Below are 16,610 nucleotides of genomic sequence, written 5' to 3' on the forward strand. Positions count from 1 at the left end.
TAAAATATAGTTTTTCATCTGTTTACGAATTACTCGTCAGTATTTTGATAAATATAATTTATTTGTATTTTTATTATTCGATTCTACACTGAAATAATATAATAAGAGAAAAAGTCTGTAAATATTCTAATTCCATTCTAATATTATATCAAATAGTATTTTATCACACAATAATTATAGTTATATGGAATTTAGGGATTGTCACGAGGAAAAAATACATTTGTGTGGTTTAATTCAGGATTTAGGATATCTGTTTGTTTTTGATGAATCCCGGATTTGTACTGCAGCTAGTGACAACGTCATTCAGATCGATAATATTCCTGTAGAAAAATATCTGGGAATGACCGTTGACCAGATATTATCTCTACTGACGAAAAGTGACCGCTTTATTTTCGAATCTATAAATCAACATCTCAATACATCAATTTTTTATCGCTTTGCAGAAAGAATTCAGATTAATAATATAGATTATGATTTGAGTATTTATAAATATGGAGATAATATTTATGTAGAAATTGAGCTTTGCAATACACAGCAAATAAAGCCTACAAAACTATATTATTATGCCAAATACCTTGAAGATAACAAATCAAAGGTATGGGAATGTCTTACAAATCTAATACGTCAGATTATAAATTACGACAGAGTAATGGTGTATCAGTTTCTGGAAGATAACAGCGGAAAGGTAATCGCTGAATCAAAATCTGATAACATGCATTCTTTGCTTGGATACCGTTATCCTGAATTCGACATTCCTCAGCAAGCGCGTGAACTCTATACTATTTTTCTTGCACGACATACAGCCGATACAGACGGGCTTACCCATCAAATTATAAGCAATTCAAAACAGGAAATTGATTTAACGAAATGCAGTTTACGTGCTATGTCTCCCATACATTTGCAATATTTGAAAAATTCCAAAGCGCAGGCCAGTGCGAGTTTTTCTATTATTCAGGATGGTAAGTTGTGGGGCTTGGTCACTTGTCAGAATAGCAAGCCATTACATGTGGATTTGGCACAAAGGCATCTGTGTACTTTTCTCACACAGTTTGCCACTAATCATCACATCTCTGAATTGCTGAAAGAAGACTTGGAAACTCAAAATGTGATGTATATCCTGGAAAAAGAGCTTAAAAGTGATTTACTGATTGACAGAGATATCCATTATGTCCTTGAAACATTCGGAGAGCGCATCATGAAAATGGTAGAGGCCGATGGTATAATTATCAAGCACAGCAAAGGTGAAAAATTTTATGGCGAGGTTCCCGGCAATATTCAGTTAAAAGAGATTGAACATTACTTAAAAAATGAGAATACCAGTTTGTATTCTACCCATGAATTTATTTCTAAAACAGCAGATGATAATTTATTCCCCGGAATTATAAGAGCTGAAATACTAGCGGAATCCCAATGGAAAATATATCTTTTTCGAAAAGAAGTATTAATTGAGGAATTATGGGCAGGAAAGCCGGAAAAGCAATTAAATTATGATCCGGACAGAAAAATTACCTATCCTTCTCCCCGTACATCTTTTGAGGCATGGAGACAGATAACACGTGGAAAGGCAGCACCATGGCTAAAGGTTCAATTGTTATTTCTTGAGCGGATTGTATACATTATTCAGCAAGCTATAGCTAAAAGAAATGCTGAAATTGATCAGCTGAATAAAGATCTTATCCGTTCAAACAATGCTTTAGACACCTTTAGTTATACGCTAACACACGATCTTAAGAATCCCCTGTCTTCTATTCAGCTCGGAGCTCAGATGATATTAATGAAAAAAAACCTCGGACAAGAGCTTTTAAATAGATTATCTACCAATATCTTAGAGGCATCAAATCTAATAACGGATATGATCAATAAGGTTCACGAACTATCAAAATCAAATTCAGTAGAATTAGACCTTGAGATAATAGATCCCAAAAACAAAATAATTACAATTGTTGAGAGTAGTAAGGATCAATATAATGTAGGTAATTTAGAATTTGTAATGGGCGAAATCTTACCTGTCAGAGGAGAAAGAACGCTTTTATACCAATTGTTTCTGAATATCTTAGGGAATGCAATTAAATATAGCAGTAAAGAAGATAATCCAAAAGTCGAAGTATACAGCATAAAATCCGGCAGCAAAGTGATATATTTTATATCAGACAACGGAATAGGAATGGATTTAAATGCTGGAAACAACATTTTTGAAATATTTCAGAGGCTGCCAAATTCTTCTGGTTACGACGGAACAGGAATAGGTCTATCAATTGTAAAAAGAATTATTGACAGATTGGGGGCTGAGATTAAAGTAGAGAGTCAATTAGGAAAAGGAACACAATTTCAAATACATTTTAATACTCATTAAATTAGATTATATAAATACTATTTTAATTGAATTTAATCAAAATTGGTATTATTTAATTCTATTTTGCAAAAATCTCTTTATCAATCTCTTCCAGCATTTGCTTAATAGCGGTGAATTGATCAGCTTCGAATGCCCTCCCATACTGCTGATGCCATTCTCCGTCCTCTTTCCTGAATACATACATTGCTGCTTTATCTTTACTGAATAACGTATAAGTATTCGGGGCCATATTGCCTGGTCTGATTTCAACTAATACAATTCGCTGAGTTCTGTTATAATTGAGCATAGCGTTAATGCGGTAAGGTTTGAGATCTTTCATTATTTCCGCTTTTTTAATTGTACCTGGAAATACTCATCAATTTTCTTTTTGAAGGTTTGAAGCTCAGTATTCATTTGATCCACCCACCTCACCCGATCATTAATACCTGAATATGGATCTCGAACTGCAAAATCGCTTGAATTATTACGTTTTCCATCCCTCTCTCTTGAGTACAATTCCCTTGCAACTTCTTGAAACTCCTCAGGCGTATACCACTTGCCAGCCGACTTGTGATATATCCAATATCCACTAACCCTTGCCTCCTTAATCAGAATCTCAAAATTAGCAGGCATCGCAGCATCTTCCCTCTGCTTATTCAACATAAAATTATTCATAGCACATCAAAATTACTAAGTTTTTTAGTATTTATGCAAGAGACAAAATATAATGTTACAATAAAAGGCAGCTAATAAATTAACTGCCTTTACTTAGGTTAATGAATGGTGAGAGTAATATTTTTTAATAATCCTGATTCTTATACGTCTGAACTAACAACACTAGAATTCCAACTAAACAAATAACAATGATAATCCCAAACAAGAGTAATACGACTACCATATGATTAAAAATTTTAGTGAAGGTATGGATAAGTATTTAGTAGTGCTGCATACTATTATAAAATGAGTATAAATACCTGATATTTTGAGTATTTGTATCATTATTAATCATAATTATAAATACTAATTTTATAAAGTCTTATTGCAATAACGGTTAACACTTAAGCGAGGTAGAAATATCTCGCTTTTTTTTTATAAATTAGTGTATATTTTAATATCTCCGTCCTAGGAGGCTTATAGTTAGTGTTTAAGCGAGGATCTAACTCTCCTCGCTTTCCTTTGATATTATGATATCCATAGATGAACTTAAACAATACTTCGAATCCAAAGATCTCCCCACAGAGATCAGAATTGCACCACACATGTATGTCACTAATATTTCTGAATTCCTAAGAGTGAGTTTTAATGCTTGTGAAGCATGGAAGAAGGAGCTGGATAGATGTCCTTCATATTTGATGCTTATAAAATTGAAAGAAGCATTGGAGAAAAAGTAAAATTTTATTAAATTAAAACTGTTAATACATTTATCACACATTTAACACTTTAGCGATTAATTAATGATTACTGTAGTAGCGAGGCGACCACCTCGCTTTTTTATAAAACTATCAATGTTTTTGCTTAGCTTGCATCCATATTCTAAATGTCCGATAATGGGACTATATAAACTTTTAAGTATTTTATAGTTTTGGCAAGAGCTTTTAGCCTAAACAAGCTCGCATTATGCAACATTTTATAATTGAATACAATAAGAAAGATAGATTGTGGATTTGTATTCATTCAGATTCAGGAGTTTATTGTCAATTTAAAGAACTGAATTTCAATAGAACAAATCATTTTATGTTATTTGAGTACAGTACTACCCCACTAGATGGACTGAATGAAATAGTAGATCAAATGATTAGTTGGCTTCATGAACACCATTCTGATAAGTTATAAGTCCTTCTAATTAATTACAAACTTTTTTAATCCCCAAACAACAACTACAACCCCTAAACCTATCCCAATCCACCAAAATATAAAACCCCAGTTATCCGGTTCACTTTCTTTAATAACCTGTGATGTCGATACCTTTTTTCTATCTATACTATTTACAGTAGCTTCCTTATTAAGTTCACTACCGGTACTACTTTCCTGTTGATCCGTCCTATTCTTGTTTTCTGTTTGACGAACCCTTTCAGTTACGGTGGTCTTTTCTCCTGGATGATCAACTCGGACATTCAATTGATTTGACATCGTATCAAGCATTAGGGATATTTTGGTCCCGGCTGAATCTTTAAGCAGAAGCTCTACACCTCTGGGTATATTATCAATCCTGATAGATCCCTTAACAGTACCCCATTTCTTTTCGGTGGTTATAGTCCTTTCCGTTTCAGTAACTACATTGCCTTTGTCAATGGATAGACTCTTACCTATTGAATCAGACTTGATCCGCTCACTGGAGATACTATCTTTTTTTTGCGATACATCAAAAGACACCTTTTCAACAGTCTTAGATGATTTCCGGAAAAGGCCACACCCGGAAAACGTGATCATGGCCATCAGGATCAGAATTCTACTTCTCATGTCTCAATAGTCTGGTGAGTGAATCAACTGAATGCTGAAGATCATTCATGCTTCTGATCATTTCTTTTTTAATCTCTCTTTCCGGCTCTCCTGCTGTACCGGAGGATATCATTACAGTAGTGGCTACCATCACCATAATGAATAATACTATTCTCTTCATTGTGTAACCCTTTCTATTAGTTTATCAATATTTGACTTCGTATTGTCTACACTATCTTTAATGGGCTGCAATTGCTCCCGGACAGATATAGGCACCTGTCTTCTGACTTCATCGGTTATCTGCTTGCTCATCTGCTGTGTTATGCGGATATTTTCATTTTTAGAATCTATGAACAGCCATATGAATATGAAAGCAATAACCGTCATGACGGTGCATAGAAAAGCCATTGGATTATCCTTAATCCACTTATAAAGCTTTCCAATGTCGTTTACCCTATTACCGATGTAGTCTTCGTTTTCTTTCATTATCTCATCATGTTAAAGATTTTCTGTACCAAAGGAATCACCTTATCAATACCGATCAATCCTCCGTTTACCCTTCTCCTGATTACCTTTATATCCTCTTCACTAACAGTGCTAACAAGTCCCCAAAGTCTCTTTTGCGTAAACATAAATACAGCCGATTCTAGGGGGTATTTAGTTGCTACCAAATCCGGATTATTAACGCAATCTTCACCAATATACTTACTGAACAGTTCATACATGTCTTTCCCGGTAAGCTGCATCCATCCTCGACCCCGGTACTTATAACCCTCTCCTTTGGCATTTCCCATTCTACCGTCATACACGAAGTTCCCGAGCTTCTCAGGACTTCTGAGGAACTGCTTTGCCAGCTCGTCACTGGTGAAGCGTGACGGCCATGTCTTGCGTAATGTCGCTACTTTGGTATAGTACATATTTTCCGACACGATCGTAAAGTCTCCGCTCTCATGTATCATATTACCAAAAAAATGAGCTACCATAGCCTTGGTTGGAACATTGAAACGGCATTGAAACTTTGTCAACGTCTCATTTCCAAGAATGCCATCAGGATTTGCACATACGAAATTCTGTATATATTTAATTGATTCTATTTTATTCATATTTTTTAGACAATACCCCCGAAGGGGCTTTGATTAATCCTTTTTGACAACTACGGTTTTTGATGGCTCAAAGAAGTTTTTGCCCAGATAAGCCAATAAAGCGGAAATTGCCGTTGTGGCAATCGCTTTCCAGTTGAACTCCAGAGATCCAGAGTTGAGCGTTTCCAGGGCAACGGTAAAGGCCCCTGAAAAGGCTGCAAGTAATGCTCCGATCAGCACATCACGCCACTGTAGCGTGAATTGCTTGTTGTTAATTAATTTGTCCATAAAATTTATTGTTTGATTTTGAGAATTAACACTTCAACATCTTTTCCGTTATCTACGGATGTGGTTTCGTATTGCGCCACCACATTCCCCGTTGTTCCTGCCTGAATAGCAAGTTTTGAAAGCGATAAAAATTCAGGGGTTGTACCGTTATATAATGATGCTCCCTGAACAATATATCGGTATCCCGCTTGAACAGCTCCGCCATCCAAAACGGCCACACCTCCGCTAATTGTTGCACGCAAAGTCATGAGCTGAATTTTATCATCTACATATTTTTTTGGAATCAAATCGTTGGCTTCAAAAGCTCCGGTATAATCACTACCATAATAGGCTCGACCCGAAAACATAACTGATCTGGCGGTCGCTCCATTAGGAGTCAAGAAGGTCATACGAATCTGTGCAGTAGCTGAACCATCAGCTGTGCGTATAGTTAGCCCACCACTGGTGTTAGCGTCAATAGTAGCGTATGTATTAGCAGCAGGATTAAAGGTGATTCCGGTTGGTCTATACGTGGCCTGACTGTTTACAGAGGCGTATGCTGTAAACCCTTGATTTGATCGCACATAGTTTGTAAAGGTTTTGTTCCCATCAACTGTTTGATTAGCTGTTAAATCAACCCTGTCTGTATACGCTGTATTCCATTGTGTTGAATTACCGCCAGTAGCTGTCACAACTCCATTTACCTCTAGTTTAGATGATGGCGATGTAGTTCCAACGCCTACACTACCTCCGTCAATTTGTAATGATAAATGCCGAGCGCCTCCACCAGAATTCCATGCCTGTATGCCGATTCTACCAGATTGGCCCTGTATTGCGATCTTGTTTGCGTTTTCTTTGTTGCCTATATTAATCTCCCCAGACGTGAGTTCAGCTACGCTATTTCTTTCAGCAACACTTTGTAATGTCTCTCCTGTTGAAGGAGCTCCAAGAAAAGCATTTACTCTTTCTTTATTAGAAGGATGCCATTTCCCGTCTGCACCATATGCAAGTATATAATTGTTAATTGGCACTTCATCTGATGAATATTGTTGACCTCCCCAAGTTGGCGCATTTCCAGTAATAGCAATTGGCCATGTGCCTGATGCATTAGAACCGTCTGAATTGGCTTTCGCAGCCAATGCTGTATTCATCTGATCTAACCGAACAAGACCTTCCGGATTGATAGCGGGACCTGCTTTTATTTCCCCAGGGGAACTTGATGATGCAGCAGATCGAATGGCAACAGTGCTGGGAGTAGCATTATCTGATGCAAATAGTTCGCTCCAGACTGAAGGACTAAGGGCGTATAATACACTTCCGGATGTTAATCCCATGTCGCTAGGCAATATCTTCCTGGTTCCGCCTTTACCGGAAGAATTACCCACAATAAAAAGTCCATTGGAAACATCAAGATCTCCAGGTGCAATAATAACAGATCCAGTCTTACCATTAACAGACGTAACCTCATTGCTGTTAATGGACTTATACCACTTGCCATCGGCACCGTATACCGCCCAATCCCCAACTTTGAAAGTAATATTTCCATCTCCTAGGTTAACAGTACCTGCAGTTGTAACTTCATACACCATTCCTGCATTACCCGTACCATTGCTTAACGTTGGTGTGTTAGTCGCTGCATTCCATGGTCCCTCGACTGTCATTACTGAATTAGGAAGTTGATTAGCCGGGACTTTTCCGCCGCCATCCAACGTAGCAACTCCGTTTGAAACTCCCTTTTCGCTGGTAGAAATCTTACTGTCCAATGCAGCTTCCAACCCCTCAATCGTATTGATGGCCTGAGTACCTGTGTGATTAGCCCGGTTCTTAGCCGCTGTGATCATTGCATCGATCTCAGCGTCTGTATATCCTGTGCCGACTTTCCAAAAACCAGCACCCTGATATATAGCTAGACTCGTGGCTGATCCATCTTTGAATGTAGCTATTGCCCCTACTTTGGCCGGATCGTTATCACCGATATCCAACAATTGCAAGCTTTCAAAATAAGGTGGAAAAAATGCTTCTGTTATTTCTAAATTGGCATCTCTTGCAATCCTGTCCTGATCTGAAAATCTATTATATTCTTCTAAGGCCATATTATCCTCCTACATATTTAATCCACATTCCACCTTTACTCTTAGGTCTAATATCTATTGGCGTGGATGCATCCGATAGATTTACGGTTATGGGACCTATATCAACATTAGCTCCTGAGCCACCTGTTAACATTCTCCAGATGCCATTTGAAAGAAATGATAAGTTCCAAATTGTGTTATTTCGTGAACTCCCTGCAGAGCGATCACTTACAGCTTTAACTCCAAAACTGCCTTGCTGATTAGACTTTAAAGTCACAGAGTTTGATCCAAATGCTTTTCCTGACTCGGATGGAGCTACAGCTAGCGGAAGGTAATCTCTCCAATCAGCGTCCTCTTCCCATCCGGCTGGAAGCGGTAAACCACCAACCCACCATACCCGTGCATTATTAGTCCCACTAAGTGTAGGTTTAAAAACTGACACTATAGATTCTATTTCTGTAAGCCTATCCATGATTGGCTGAAGATTTCCACCACCACCGGATCCTTGCATGCCATCAGGGTATAAAACAACTTCCTCTCCTGCATTTAATCTGAAATCAAGGATAGTAACCGTTCCATCTATCTCATTATATCCAACCTCACCTTTTCTGAATGTCGCATTTTGAAGTTGTGTTGTGCTAACCGGATAGTCTTTTTTACCCAGCAAACGAACATCTGATATAATGGTATTTGTTCCTTCAATAGTCACCTGGTCATCTCCTAATGAGACTTTAAAAGGACTGCCCACTAAAGTTGTGACGCCACCACCTCCGCCTGATCCGAAAGGCATTTGATTGACATCCGCTTTCTGAAGTCTGGCTAAGTCCGTATTCCAGACATAGATCATGTCATCAGACTTGATTTTTTGATCTGATGGATATGGCTCCAGCTCAATGAGCTTCTTTTTTACGTGTTCATCTGCCATTTTATAGTTGTTGTAAAAGTTTTACCATTACGTTCTTTTTTGGTTTGTTAGCCAGTTCACATGTATATATGAAAGGCTGTCTGACATTTCTCGATAACTTTACTATTCTCTTTTGTGTCAATATTCCCATATCAGGTTCTTCAATTGTGACGCTGTCTGCAATTCTTAAAGTTTTCCCAGTTCGTTTGAAATAAAGAGGGTTACAGACAACAGAATAGCTATCGTTTTCAGATGGATCATTACGTTGGTCCATATATTCAATAGCTTTCTGTATCAACGTCTGTTCCGCAGCGGTAACCCATGCATTTGACATTCTGATATCGAATAAAAAAAAAGTATCTCCTACCTCAGGCTTTATATCAGCATTCGGAACTTCCCAAGCTTTATCCTGTGTATTTTTATTTATCGTAAAAGTTTTGGAGGTATGATTATAGCTACTGATCTCGAACTCATATCCTGCCAACTGCCCTGTTTGAAATGAAAGCTTAGCTTTAACTTCCGGGATCAATTGAGAGTTAATATCAAAAGGAAAATTAGCATCTGTAAACCTTAGGATATTCCCCGAATCCACTGAAGTGATTGTCCCTAAGTTCATTGGAAATACATCATCAAAAGTCATACTGTCTTCCCAAATGCCGTATTCCTCTATCTGTCTTTCTATATAAGGAAGATCTCCAACGGTTAACCTTGTCAGACCTCTTCTGTATGGATTAGGTAAGTTTTTGTCTGAGCCATATACATACAGCCTGGTTACAATATTGCTGTTATCCTGAGGCTTCTTTTCAAGAGAATAGAGAGCTTCTCCTTCACCCTGCTTCATCACTAAGCCAGTTGCACTTTGTTTTCTGTATAGATGGATCGTCCGCCCTTCAACCAACCATTCTGTATCGAATGCTTCCGCCAGGGTAGATAAGGCTTCAAGGCAGTTTTGATTATCAAAGGAAATATTCTTTATTTCGCTATCTACAACATACCCAAGTTTCCAACCTTCACTAGGGAAAACTCTTTCTATATTTCGCAATAGCAAAGTCATGAATGTCTCTGCCTTATCATTGATGAAGAATGGATTTTTGAAGTACTGACCAATCAGATTGCTTTGAAGAAATTCAACCCGGCCGAGCTTACACTGTTCCCCTTCCATAGATAGCGTATATTGGTAATCCCTTTTCCCTTCTTTACTAATTGTTGGAATCTGAGTTAAGTAATATGTTTCTCCAAGGATCTCTGCATAGTCCATCCTTTTGAACTCTCTATAATATGGCAGCTCAAAAGAAAGATTAATAAAGTTTCCACCTGATACTTCTTTCTCTTGAGTAACCGTATCCATCGGCTCTACAACAGCAATAATTGAGATCCCTCTTTTAATCGTTATCATGTCTTACTGAATTAGGTAGTTGCCATCGTGATCAATCAGGTAAACAGCTTCAATGTTGTCTGTCCAGTTAGCCTCTCCAAAAACTAAATCGAACTTTATCCATACTTCCGGCTTTCCGGATAATGGAGTAAGCTTTCGAATGTTGCGCTGCTCTTTGTAATACACCCTGTAATCTCTGCCAAGGTCTGTGATTGATAGTTTATGAGTGCCGCTATTGGAAAGCTCCGTGAACAAAGCATTATACTTTGTCCAAAAGTCCTCAGCCGAACTTGCGGTTAAAGCACAATTAATGGTGAACTCACGCGAATTAAACCGCGGGTCCTGCAAATCAATATCCAACCCATTCTTATCCGTGAAATCATGAGTAAGCGAATCTTTACGGGAAGGGTAAGCCAGAAAGGAATTACTTCCTCCTTCAACCACAACTCCGAAGGTTGTGAGCAGATCATTATTATTTAGTTTGTATTGTGAGGTCATGATTTTTGAAATACGTTAATTGAAGATTCGTCAAGCTGCTGAACAAATACACTTGCATCACCATGAATTTCTACCATTGAAATAGCACTATCATTGCCAAATACATTTATCTGAGCATTGTTGGTAGCAAATACCTGACATACGGTGTAACCATTTAAATGAATACCGATTGTACCTCCAAATGCAATTACTAAGTTTGGATTTTCAAGGTTGTGTTTACCCTGAAGGTATACGCCGGATGCAAGTAGTTCTGATTCATAAGCGCTCAGTATCTCTAATGATGGAAAGCTATTTTCCATGCAAAACTCTATACCTTGCGGAGATTTGAGTAATGCAACTAAATCCTGAATGCTATTTGCACTCTTAACCCCATTGACTCCAAAATCACAACTCAATGATCCTAATATGTAATTTTTAAGCTCTTCCATTAAAATCCGAATTTACCTGCAGCCCTTAACTGCATATCTAAGTTTCCCTTTGTGTTAGATTCAATACCTTTGAGATAGGGGAGGTAATTGCTTGCATTATCAGCTGTAACACGCGTGTTTCGTTCAATGAGAATCAGTTGTGTCAAATGAGATTGAGCTGCGTCTACGCATTGCTTTAAAGTCATGTCAGTATTTTTTTGAAGCTGAATTAATTCTGACAAATGAGCTCTCATTGCGCCCGTTTGCCCAGCAAGCAGATCAATACTTTCTTGGCTTGCTCTGGCATAGGCTCCGCTTAGGGATGTTGATGAAGTTGAACTACTATCTTTTGATAACCCTAATCCCTTATATGCTTCTTCCATTGCATTTGTGAATCCTTTTGACGCTTCTCCAAGTTTATCTCTCCAGGAATCGAAATTGAAGCCAACAAGACTGTTATCATTAGCCAACATATATTGTGAAACCTGATTAACCATATCATTGACAATTGGCTCAATCAGCTTTAGCTTGAGACTATTTGCCAAAGCATTTTTTATGAATTTATCAAAACTGTCATCCATAGCATCTATAGCACTTTCACCTGCTTCAAATGCAGATACTAATGCTTCCGCAAGTTCATTTGAAAGTTCCTTGAATGAAGTTTGAGCTAAAGACTCTGTGATGCTTTTGCGGATATCCTCAATTTCTTGATCGATCTTATCCATCTCATCCCTGAAAGATTTTGCTTTATCTTTATCGGTCTTCTTTTTATCTTCTTCAGCCTTTGCCATATCCTGAAGTTTCTGCTGTTGTTCTTTCAGGTTATTTATAGCTTTTTCGCTGTCGGAGTATAACGATTCACCTACGGAATTGGAGATGCTACGCTGAAGTCTATCATATGACTTAGTTAAGCTATCTAGCTGTTCTTGATATTTATCAATCTGCTTTTGTAGCTTTTTATCCTTTGTATTGAAAATATCAATTACTGAAGTTAATGCCTTAGTTGATGCTGTTACTATAGCTGCTGGATTACCTGTTGCTATAGCTCCTGCAAGATTGCTCAAGTCACCAAGTGCGCCTCCAACCTTACCTAAAGTTTCCTGTAAATCCTCACTACCAACTCCTAGAGTTGCAAAGGAATCAGTAAGTGTGCCTACTAGTTGTGACGCATTACCAATATCGCTTGATAGAGTTCCAAAAACCTCATTTTTCAATACAGGAATATTCGCTTCCAGCTTACTTTCTTTTTTGGCTTTTCTTAATAGTTCCAAGTAAGCTTTAATAGCATCTGTACTAGCAATCCAAGATTTTTGTAGGTTAAGTTCAATTCTAGCTGAATTCACTTGGCCGATTAAATCTTCATAATGTTCTTTAATTAAATTACCACTACTTAATTCCTTATTAAGCCTATCCTGTATATCTTTTAGAGATTTGTTGGTTGCCGATTTACTTAAATATTGAAGTGTCGAAAAAGTCTTTTCCCACTGAACCTCTTTTTGAAGGCTTGCCATAACTTCGGCACTTGTTTCTTCATTATGGCGCTTGTTTAATTCTTCCAACTGTTCTTTGGTAGCATTTTTACCTAATGCTAATCTTGCGTCGTTATATTTTTTCTCAATGTCAATAAGCTTCTGATTATGGCCTTTAGATAGATTTAAAGCCGAAACAAATTCCTCTTGCAATCTCAATCTTTCCTCTTTATTCAAGGATTCTAGATACTTTTTATAATAATCAGCTCTCTCTTTCTGAGCTTGGGTAAGTTCTGCTGAGGACCCGGTAAATCCTTTTAAAGAAGCATTTTTTTCAAGAGCTATCAGATCCTCATATTCACTTTGAATGTTACGTTTGAAATTCTTAATAATAGATAATTGATCCGAATATCTTTTATCAGCTTCTTCTTTTGATGTCTTCGATAAATAACTATTGTATTCATCCACAAGAGCCTTTTGTTCAGCGAGGTTTTCAGATATTCTCTTAGTTTCCTGTTTAAATTGGAGTTCGCTTATCTCAAAATCCTCATTCCCTTTAAGACTCCCGGTATCAACTCTTAAACCCTTATTTTTAGGATCAGCATAAAACTTCCTGACTTCCTCTCTGATCTTAGCATATTTATCACGAATAGAAGCTACTTCCTGATCATCTCGAGACAACTGCCCACGTAGTGATTGCTCATTTAATTGATCAATTGACAACTGTAATGCGCGCTGTCTTTCTAAAGCCTGGCGACGGGCTTCTGCTTCACGTTCAGCCTTATTTCGTGCAGACTCTGCTGCTCTTTCTGCTTTTCTTCTCTCCTCCTCTGATTGTTCAAAATCTATTTTTTCTGTAGCCTGAGGAGCTTTTGATTTCATGAAAAGTTCAATCTGCCACATTGAACCACTAAGGTTTTGAATTAACTTAGTATAGTCTTCAATCTTTCTCTTACCCCCTTCAGTTAATAATCCGTCTTTTACATAAGCTTTATATTTTTCAGTAGTAACTTGCAATTCCTTAATTGATGACCCGACCTCTTCATATTTTTCTTTAAGTTTATCATAATTAGCTGTAGAAACATTGAACCCAGATAACCCTGCAAAAGTTTCTGCAGCATCTTTGTATCCTAATGTCACTTCTCTGATTGCATCTGCCTCGTCATTGGCAAATGATACTCGTGATTTCCATTCTTGAAACGAGGATGGATTAACAACCTTTGCCATATAGTCAGCATAATTAGCGACAAGATTCGCGATACTAGCTGCGGCTTTACCAAGCACACCATCTCCTTGCTCAATTGATAAAATGAAGTTGTCCCATGCAATCCCAATTCTATTTAATTGTTGCTCAAGTTTACTTGCTCCGGTTTCAAACTCCCTATCCATTGCACCTGCCGCCTCTCCAACTTTCACTAACGCGTCACTCAAAGTAGCATAACCATTAGTTGCAAGAGTGGCAATAACCCTTTGATCTCGAACTGCAATTACACCTGTTCTTTCTAAAGCTTCATTTACTGATCCACCAGAAAGCGAAATTCTGTTCAGCCCGTTGATATAATCTTTAAAAACAGATGAAGCGTCTTTTTTAAATTGATCCGAAATTTCTTGAGAAGATTTACCAATAACTTTAGAAAGATCAGCGACACCTTTTCCTGTCCTGATCATCTTTTCAAACTCTCCTAAAGTTCTAGAGAAAGTAGAGCCAACAACCTCAGCTTCAAGTCCAACAGCTTTAGTAGCTACAGCATACGCAAGTACATCTCTTCTACCAACTTTATATACCCCAGTATTCTGAGCAATTGATTCGGCATTTGAAAGGATCTCAGCTTCAGTTGCTGCGAAGTTATTTCCTAGGTTTACAATTTCATCACCAAAGTCCTTCACATTCTGTACACCACCATCAACAAGAGTCAACGTCCTGGCGATAGAAGTGCCACCTTCTTCACCCTTTATATCTGATGCCGTCTCTAACTTTGCTAATGCTTCGGCAAATGCCAGTAGATTAGCTCTCCCTTTAACGCCTAACTGCCCGGCAACAGTAGCATATTCAAGTAACTTATCTGTACTTACTACTTGTAGTTTTCTTGATAATTCGACGATTGCATCTCCAAACTTATTAAGCTCTGCGCCAGCTAATCCGGTAGTCTTAGAGACAGACATTAGGCGAGAATTGAATCCAATAACCACCGATCCGCCAGCACGAATTAAACTATACAAAGTAGCTAGCAATGCGATTACTGCTCCTACAGGGGTTAGAAGAAATGATGCAAGCCCAGCGCCTAATGATTTTACACTGGACAGTAAAGTGGAGAACCCTGCAGCTCCCCCAGCAGCTAATTCACTTACTGATGTTCCCATCAACGCCAGGTTCATATTTAACCGTGCTATAATTGGAGACATATTTTCTAAGGCCTGTGCATAGTTCCCGACATTACGCTGATGCTGGCCGACTGTAGCATCAATACGCTTTATTGCTTTATCTAAATATTGAGTTTGCTTTGTTAATGCTTCTGATTTCCTTTTAAGCATTTCATAAGAAGCGGAACTAGATCTACCTTGACGCTCCAATTTAAACATCTCAGCAAGTAAATCTTTGGTTTCTCTTCTAACATTATTTAATGCTTTTGAGAGCTGAGCATATTCACTATTATCAGCAAGATTCTTCTTTAGCTCCCTTTCAATTCTTGATTGTTCTTTTCTTGCAGCATTAAGCTTCCCTTGTTCAAGACGAAACTCTTGCATAGTAAGTTGTCCCTCTTTGAACTTCGTTGTTAACTCAGATTGCTCTTGTTTCTGCTTTTGCGCTTCTATTCTTGCCTCCTTTAAAGCATTCAAATTTGCAATCTGAGCCTCTTTTAATCTCAAGGTGGCATTGCGAACATCATCTACGCTTGTAGCTGATTTTTTAGAATCGTCTGCTGTATTGGTGGAGGAACCAACTCCCGTATTCGACAAAAGCTCGCGTAATTTTTTGCGAGCTTCTGTATCGTCTAATACTACTTTATATCTTAAATCAGCCATGAACTATCCTCAGATGTGATAGCTCAAAAATAAAGTTTCTAATATGCGCAAAACAGAAACTGTTATTGACAATTGACAATTGTCAACATTCTGTTATCTGTTGCTAAACATTTGAAACATATCAACTTCCTTTTGACTGTTAGGTGTATTTTCATCTTTTGAGTAAGATGGTATGCATAACCCATACAACATTAAGTTTACATATGAGATCTTCCATTTAATGTGATCCTCATCCCAACCTTTACTTGCTATTGCAGCGCTAATTACACTTGCCCAAGGGCTTCCGGATCCGGGAAAAGGTTTAGAGTCAGATTCTTTGATAAAGCCATAATGTCGAAAAAAGACGATAAGTCTAACCTCCGGTAGACTTCAATAAAAGCTTTATAAATTAACGACATACTCCATTGCTCAGAAATAGCTGTCAAGGTTTCAACTTCGAATCGTCTTGTTTTACTAATCGCGATTGCGATAATTTGTAGAATGGGATTGATATTGTCTGATAATAAAATGTTGATCTGATCTGCTTGGGAATATTTCTGAATTGATTCAAAATTGGTCATTTGTTTAAGCAAAACTCCAATCTGCTGGACTTTACCAACAGGTATAGATCCTACTTCAATATCAATTGAATGAGTTCGTTTAAATATTTTATTGACTAATCCCCCTTTAGGCAATACAATAGACCCAATGTGAGTAGGTGTATCGATAAATGTATCAGCAATTTCTTGTTGTGTCATTTCT

At 37.7% G+C, this 16,610-nt stretch carries 16 protein-coding genes; 2 read left to right on the top strand and 14 right to left on the bottom strand.

What is annotated here, in order from left to right; translation table 11 throughout:
* Positions 1 to 184 precede the first annotated feature (184 nt).
* A complete protein-coding gene (locus I6J02_RS02780; protein ID WP_201680314.1) occupies positions 185 to 2,353 on the top strand; it encodes an ATP-binding protein in 2,169 nt (722 codons plus the stop codon).
* Positions 2,354 to 2,411: 58 nt separating this feature from the next.
* Here I6J02_RS02780 and I6J02_RS02785 read toward each other — a convergent pair whose 3' ends face one another.
* Together I6J02_RS02785 and I6J02_RS02790 are read right to left on the bottom strand one after the other, a co-directional pair.
* Entirely contained in the window at positions 2,412 to 2,672 is a 261-nt protein-coding gene (locus tag I6J02_RS02785) for a hypothetical protein (protein ID WP_201680315.1), read from the bottom strand.
* Positions 2,672 to 2,995 carry a hypothetical protein gene (locus I6J02_RS02790; RefSeq protein ID WP_201680316.1) on the bottom strand — a complete coding sequence of 108 codons (324 nt, stop codon included), beginning with the start codon at positions 2,993 to 2,995 and terminating at the stop codon, positions 2,672 to 2,674. Before I6J02_RS02790 ends, I6J02_RS02785 begins: the two co-directional genes overlap by 1 nt.
* Positions 2,996 to 3,516: 521 nt before the next feature.
* On the opposite strand from I6J02_RS02790, the gene I6J02_RS21915 reads away from it, so the two are divergent.
* On the top strand, positions 3,517 to 3,723 hold the full coding sequence (locus I6J02_RS21915; protein ID WP_411028013.1) for a DUF6965 family protein: 207 nt from the start codon (positions 3,517 to 3,519) through the stop codon (positions 3,721 to 3,723).
* Positions 3,724 to 4,171: 448 nt separating this feature from the next.
* Here I6J02_RS21915 and I6J02_RS02795 read toward each other — a convergent pair whose 3' ends face one another.
* The 12 genes from I6J02_RS02795 to I6J02_RS02850 all read right to left on the bottom strand — a co-directional run bounded on the left by I6J02_RS02795 (position 4,172) and on the right by I6J02_RS02850 (position 16,606).
* Positions 4,172 to 4,792, bottom strand: a complete 621-nt coding sequence (locus I6J02_RS02795) for a hypothetical protein (RefSeq protein WP_201680317.1) — start codon at positions 4,790 to 4,792, stop codon at positions 4,172 to 4,174.
* A complete protein-coding gene (locus I6J02_RS02800; RefSeq protein WP_201680318.1) occupies positions 4,782 to 4,952 on the bottom strand; it encodes a hypothetical protein in 171 nt (56 codons plus the stop codon). Before I6J02_RS02800 ends, I6J02_RS02795 begins: the two co-directional genes overlap by 11 nt.
* Positions 4,949 to 5,257 carry a hypothetical protein gene (locus tag I6J02_RS02805; RefSeq protein ID WP_201680319.1) on the bottom strand — a complete coding sequence of 103 codons (309 nt, stop codon included), beginning with the start codon at positions 5,255 to 5,257 and terminating at the stop codon, positions 4,949 to 4,951. Before I6J02_RS02805 ends, I6J02_RS02800 begins: the two co-directional genes overlap by 4 nt.
* Positions 5,257 to 5,874, bottom strand: coding sequence for a glycoside hydrolase family 19 protein (locus I6J02_RS02810; protein ID WP_201680320.1), 618 nt, complete (start codon positions 5,872 to 5,874; stop codon positions 5,257 to 5,259). The genes I6J02_RS02805 and I6J02_RS02810 overlap by 1 nt, the downstream gene beginning before the upstream one ends.
* A 33-nt stretch (positions 5,875 to 5,907) precedes the next feature.
* Entirely contained in the window at positions 5,908 to 6,141 is a 234-nt protein-coding gene (locus I6J02_RS02815) for a hypothetical protein (RefSeq protein WP_201680321.1), read from the bottom strand.
* Between the two features lie 5 nt (positions 6,142 to 6,146).
* Positions 6,147 to 8,213: a hypothetical protein gene (locus I6J02_RS02820; protein WP_201680322.1), complete on the bottom strand. Its 2,067-nt coding sequence runs from the start codon at positions 8,211 to 8,213 to the stop codon at positions 6,147 to 6,149.
* Between the two features lies 1 nt (position 8,214).
* Positions 8,215 to 9,117: a hypothetical protein gene (locus I6J02_RS02825; RefSeq protein ID WP_201680323.1), complete on the bottom strand. Its 903-nt coding sequence runs from the start codon at positions 9,115 to 9,117 to the stop codon at positions 8,215 to 8,217.
* A gap of 1 nt (position 9,118) precedes the next feature.
* Positions 9,119 to 10,492, bottom strand: a complete 1,374-nt coding sequence (locus I6J02_RS02830) for a phage tail protein (protein WP_201680324.1) — start codon at positions 10,490 to 10,492, stop codon at positions 9,119 to 9,121.
* Between the two features lie 3 nt (positions 10,493 to 10,495).
* The gene (locus tag I6J02_RS02835; RefSeq protein ID WP_201680325.1) at positions 10,496 to 10,969 is read right to left on the bottom strand and encodes a hypothetical protein; all 474 of its coding nucleotides are present in this window, start codon (positions 10,967 to 10,969) and stop codon (positions 10,496 to 10,498) included.
* On the bottom strand, positions 10,966 to 11,397 hold the full coding sequence (locus I6J02_RS02840; RefSeq protein ID WP_201680326.1) for a hypothetical protein: 432 nt from the start codon (positions 11,395 to 11,397) through the stop codon (positions 10,966 to 10,968). Before I6J02_RS02840 ends, I6J02_RS02835 begins: the two co-directional genes overlap by 4 nt.
* Positions 11,397 to 15,869, bottom strand: coding sequence for a phage tail tape measure protein (locus I6J02_RS02845; RefSeq protein WP_201680327.1), 4,473 nt, complete (start codon positions 15,867 to 15,869; stop codon positions 11,397 to 11,399). The genes I6J02_RS02840 and I6J02_RS02845 overlap by 1 nt, the downstream gene beginning before the upstream one ends.
* A gap of 263 nt (positions 15,870 to 16,132) precedes the next feature.
* Positions 16,133 to 16,606 (bottom strand): hypothetical protein, encoded by a 474-nt coding sequence (locus I6J02_RS02850; protein WP_201680328.1) that lies wholly within the window; start codon positions 16,604 to 16,606, stop codon positions 16,133 to 16,135.
* Positions 16,607 to 16,610 lie beyond the last annotated feature (4 nt).

It is taken from the genome of Sphingobacterium spiritivorum (assembly GCF_016725325.1).
Lineage (GTDB): Bacteria > Bacteroidota > Bacteroidia > Sphingobacteriales > Sphingobacteriaceae > Sphingobacterium.

What these genes read in the sequence shown, in the direction of transcription:
- I6J02_RS02780 (WP_201680314.1), top strand. Translation starts at nt 185, where the DNA reads ATGGAATTTAGGGATTGTCACGAGGAAAAAATACATTTGTGTGGTTTA.
- I6J02_RS02785 (WP_201680315.1), bottom strand. Translation starts at nt 2,672, where the DNA reads ATGAAAGATCTCAAACCTTACCGCATTAACGCTATGCTCAATTATAAC.
- I6J02_RS02790 (WP_201680316.1), bottom strand. Translation starts at nt 2,995, where the DNA reads ATGTTGAATAAGCAGAGGGAAGATGCTGCGATGCCTGCTAATTTTGAG.
- I6J02_RS21915 (WP_411028013.1), top strand. Translation starts at nt 3,517, where the DNA reads ATGATATCCATAGATGAACTTAAACAATACTTCGAATCCAAAGATCTC.
- I6J02_RS02795 (WP_201680317.1), bottom strand. Translation starts at nt 4,792, where the DNA reads ATGAGAAGTAGAATTCTGATCCTGATGGCCATGATCACGTTTTCCGGG.
- I6J02_RS02800 (WP_201680318.1), bottom strand. Translation starts at nt 4,952, where the DNA reads ATGAAGAGAATAGTATTATTCATTATGGTGATGGTAGCCACTACTGTA.
- I6J02_RS02805 (WP_201680319.1), bottom strand. Translation starts at nt 5,257, where the DNA reads ATGAAAGAAAACGAAGACTACATCGGTAATAGGGTAAACGACATTGGA.
- I6J02_RS02810 (WP_201680320.1), bottom strand. Translation starts at nt 5,874, where the DNA reads ATGAATAAAATAGAATCAATTAAATATATACAGAATTTCGTATGTGCA.
- I6J02_RS02815 (WP_201680321.1), bottom strand. Translation starts at nt 6,141, where the DNA reads ATGGACAAATTAATTAACAACAAGCAATTCACGCTACAGTGGCGTGAT.
- I6J02_RS02820 (WP_201680322.1), bottom strand. Translation starts at nt 8,213, where the DNA reads ATGGCCTTAGAAGAATATAATAGATTTTCAGATCAGGACAGGATTGCA.
- I6J02_RS02825 (WP_201680323.1), bottom strand. Translation starts at nt 9,117, where the DNA reads ATGGCAGATGAACACGTAAAAAAGAAGCTCATTGAGCTGGAGCCATAT.
- I6J02_RS02830 (WP_201680324.1), bottom strand. Translation starts at nt 10,492, where the DNA reads ATGATAACGATTAAAAGAGGGATCTCAATTATTGCTGTTGTAGAGCCG.
- I6J02_RS02835 (WP_201680325.1), bottom strand. Translation starts at nt 10,969, where the DNA reads ATGACCTCACAATACAAACTAAATAATAATGATCTGCTCACAACCTTC.
- I6J02_RS02840 (WP_201680326.1), bottom strand. Translation starts at nt 11,397, where the DNA reads ATGGAAGAGCTTAAAAATTACATATTAGGATCATTGAGTTGTGATTTT.
- I6J02_RS02845 (WP_201680327.1), bottom strand. Translation starts at nt 15,869, where the DNA reads ATGGCTGATTTAAGATATAAAGTAGTATTAGACGATACAGAAGCTCGC.
- I6J02_RS02850 (WP_201680328.1), bottom strand. Translation starts at nt 16,606, where the DNA reads ATGACACAACAAGAAATTGCTGATACATTTATCGATACACCTACTCAC.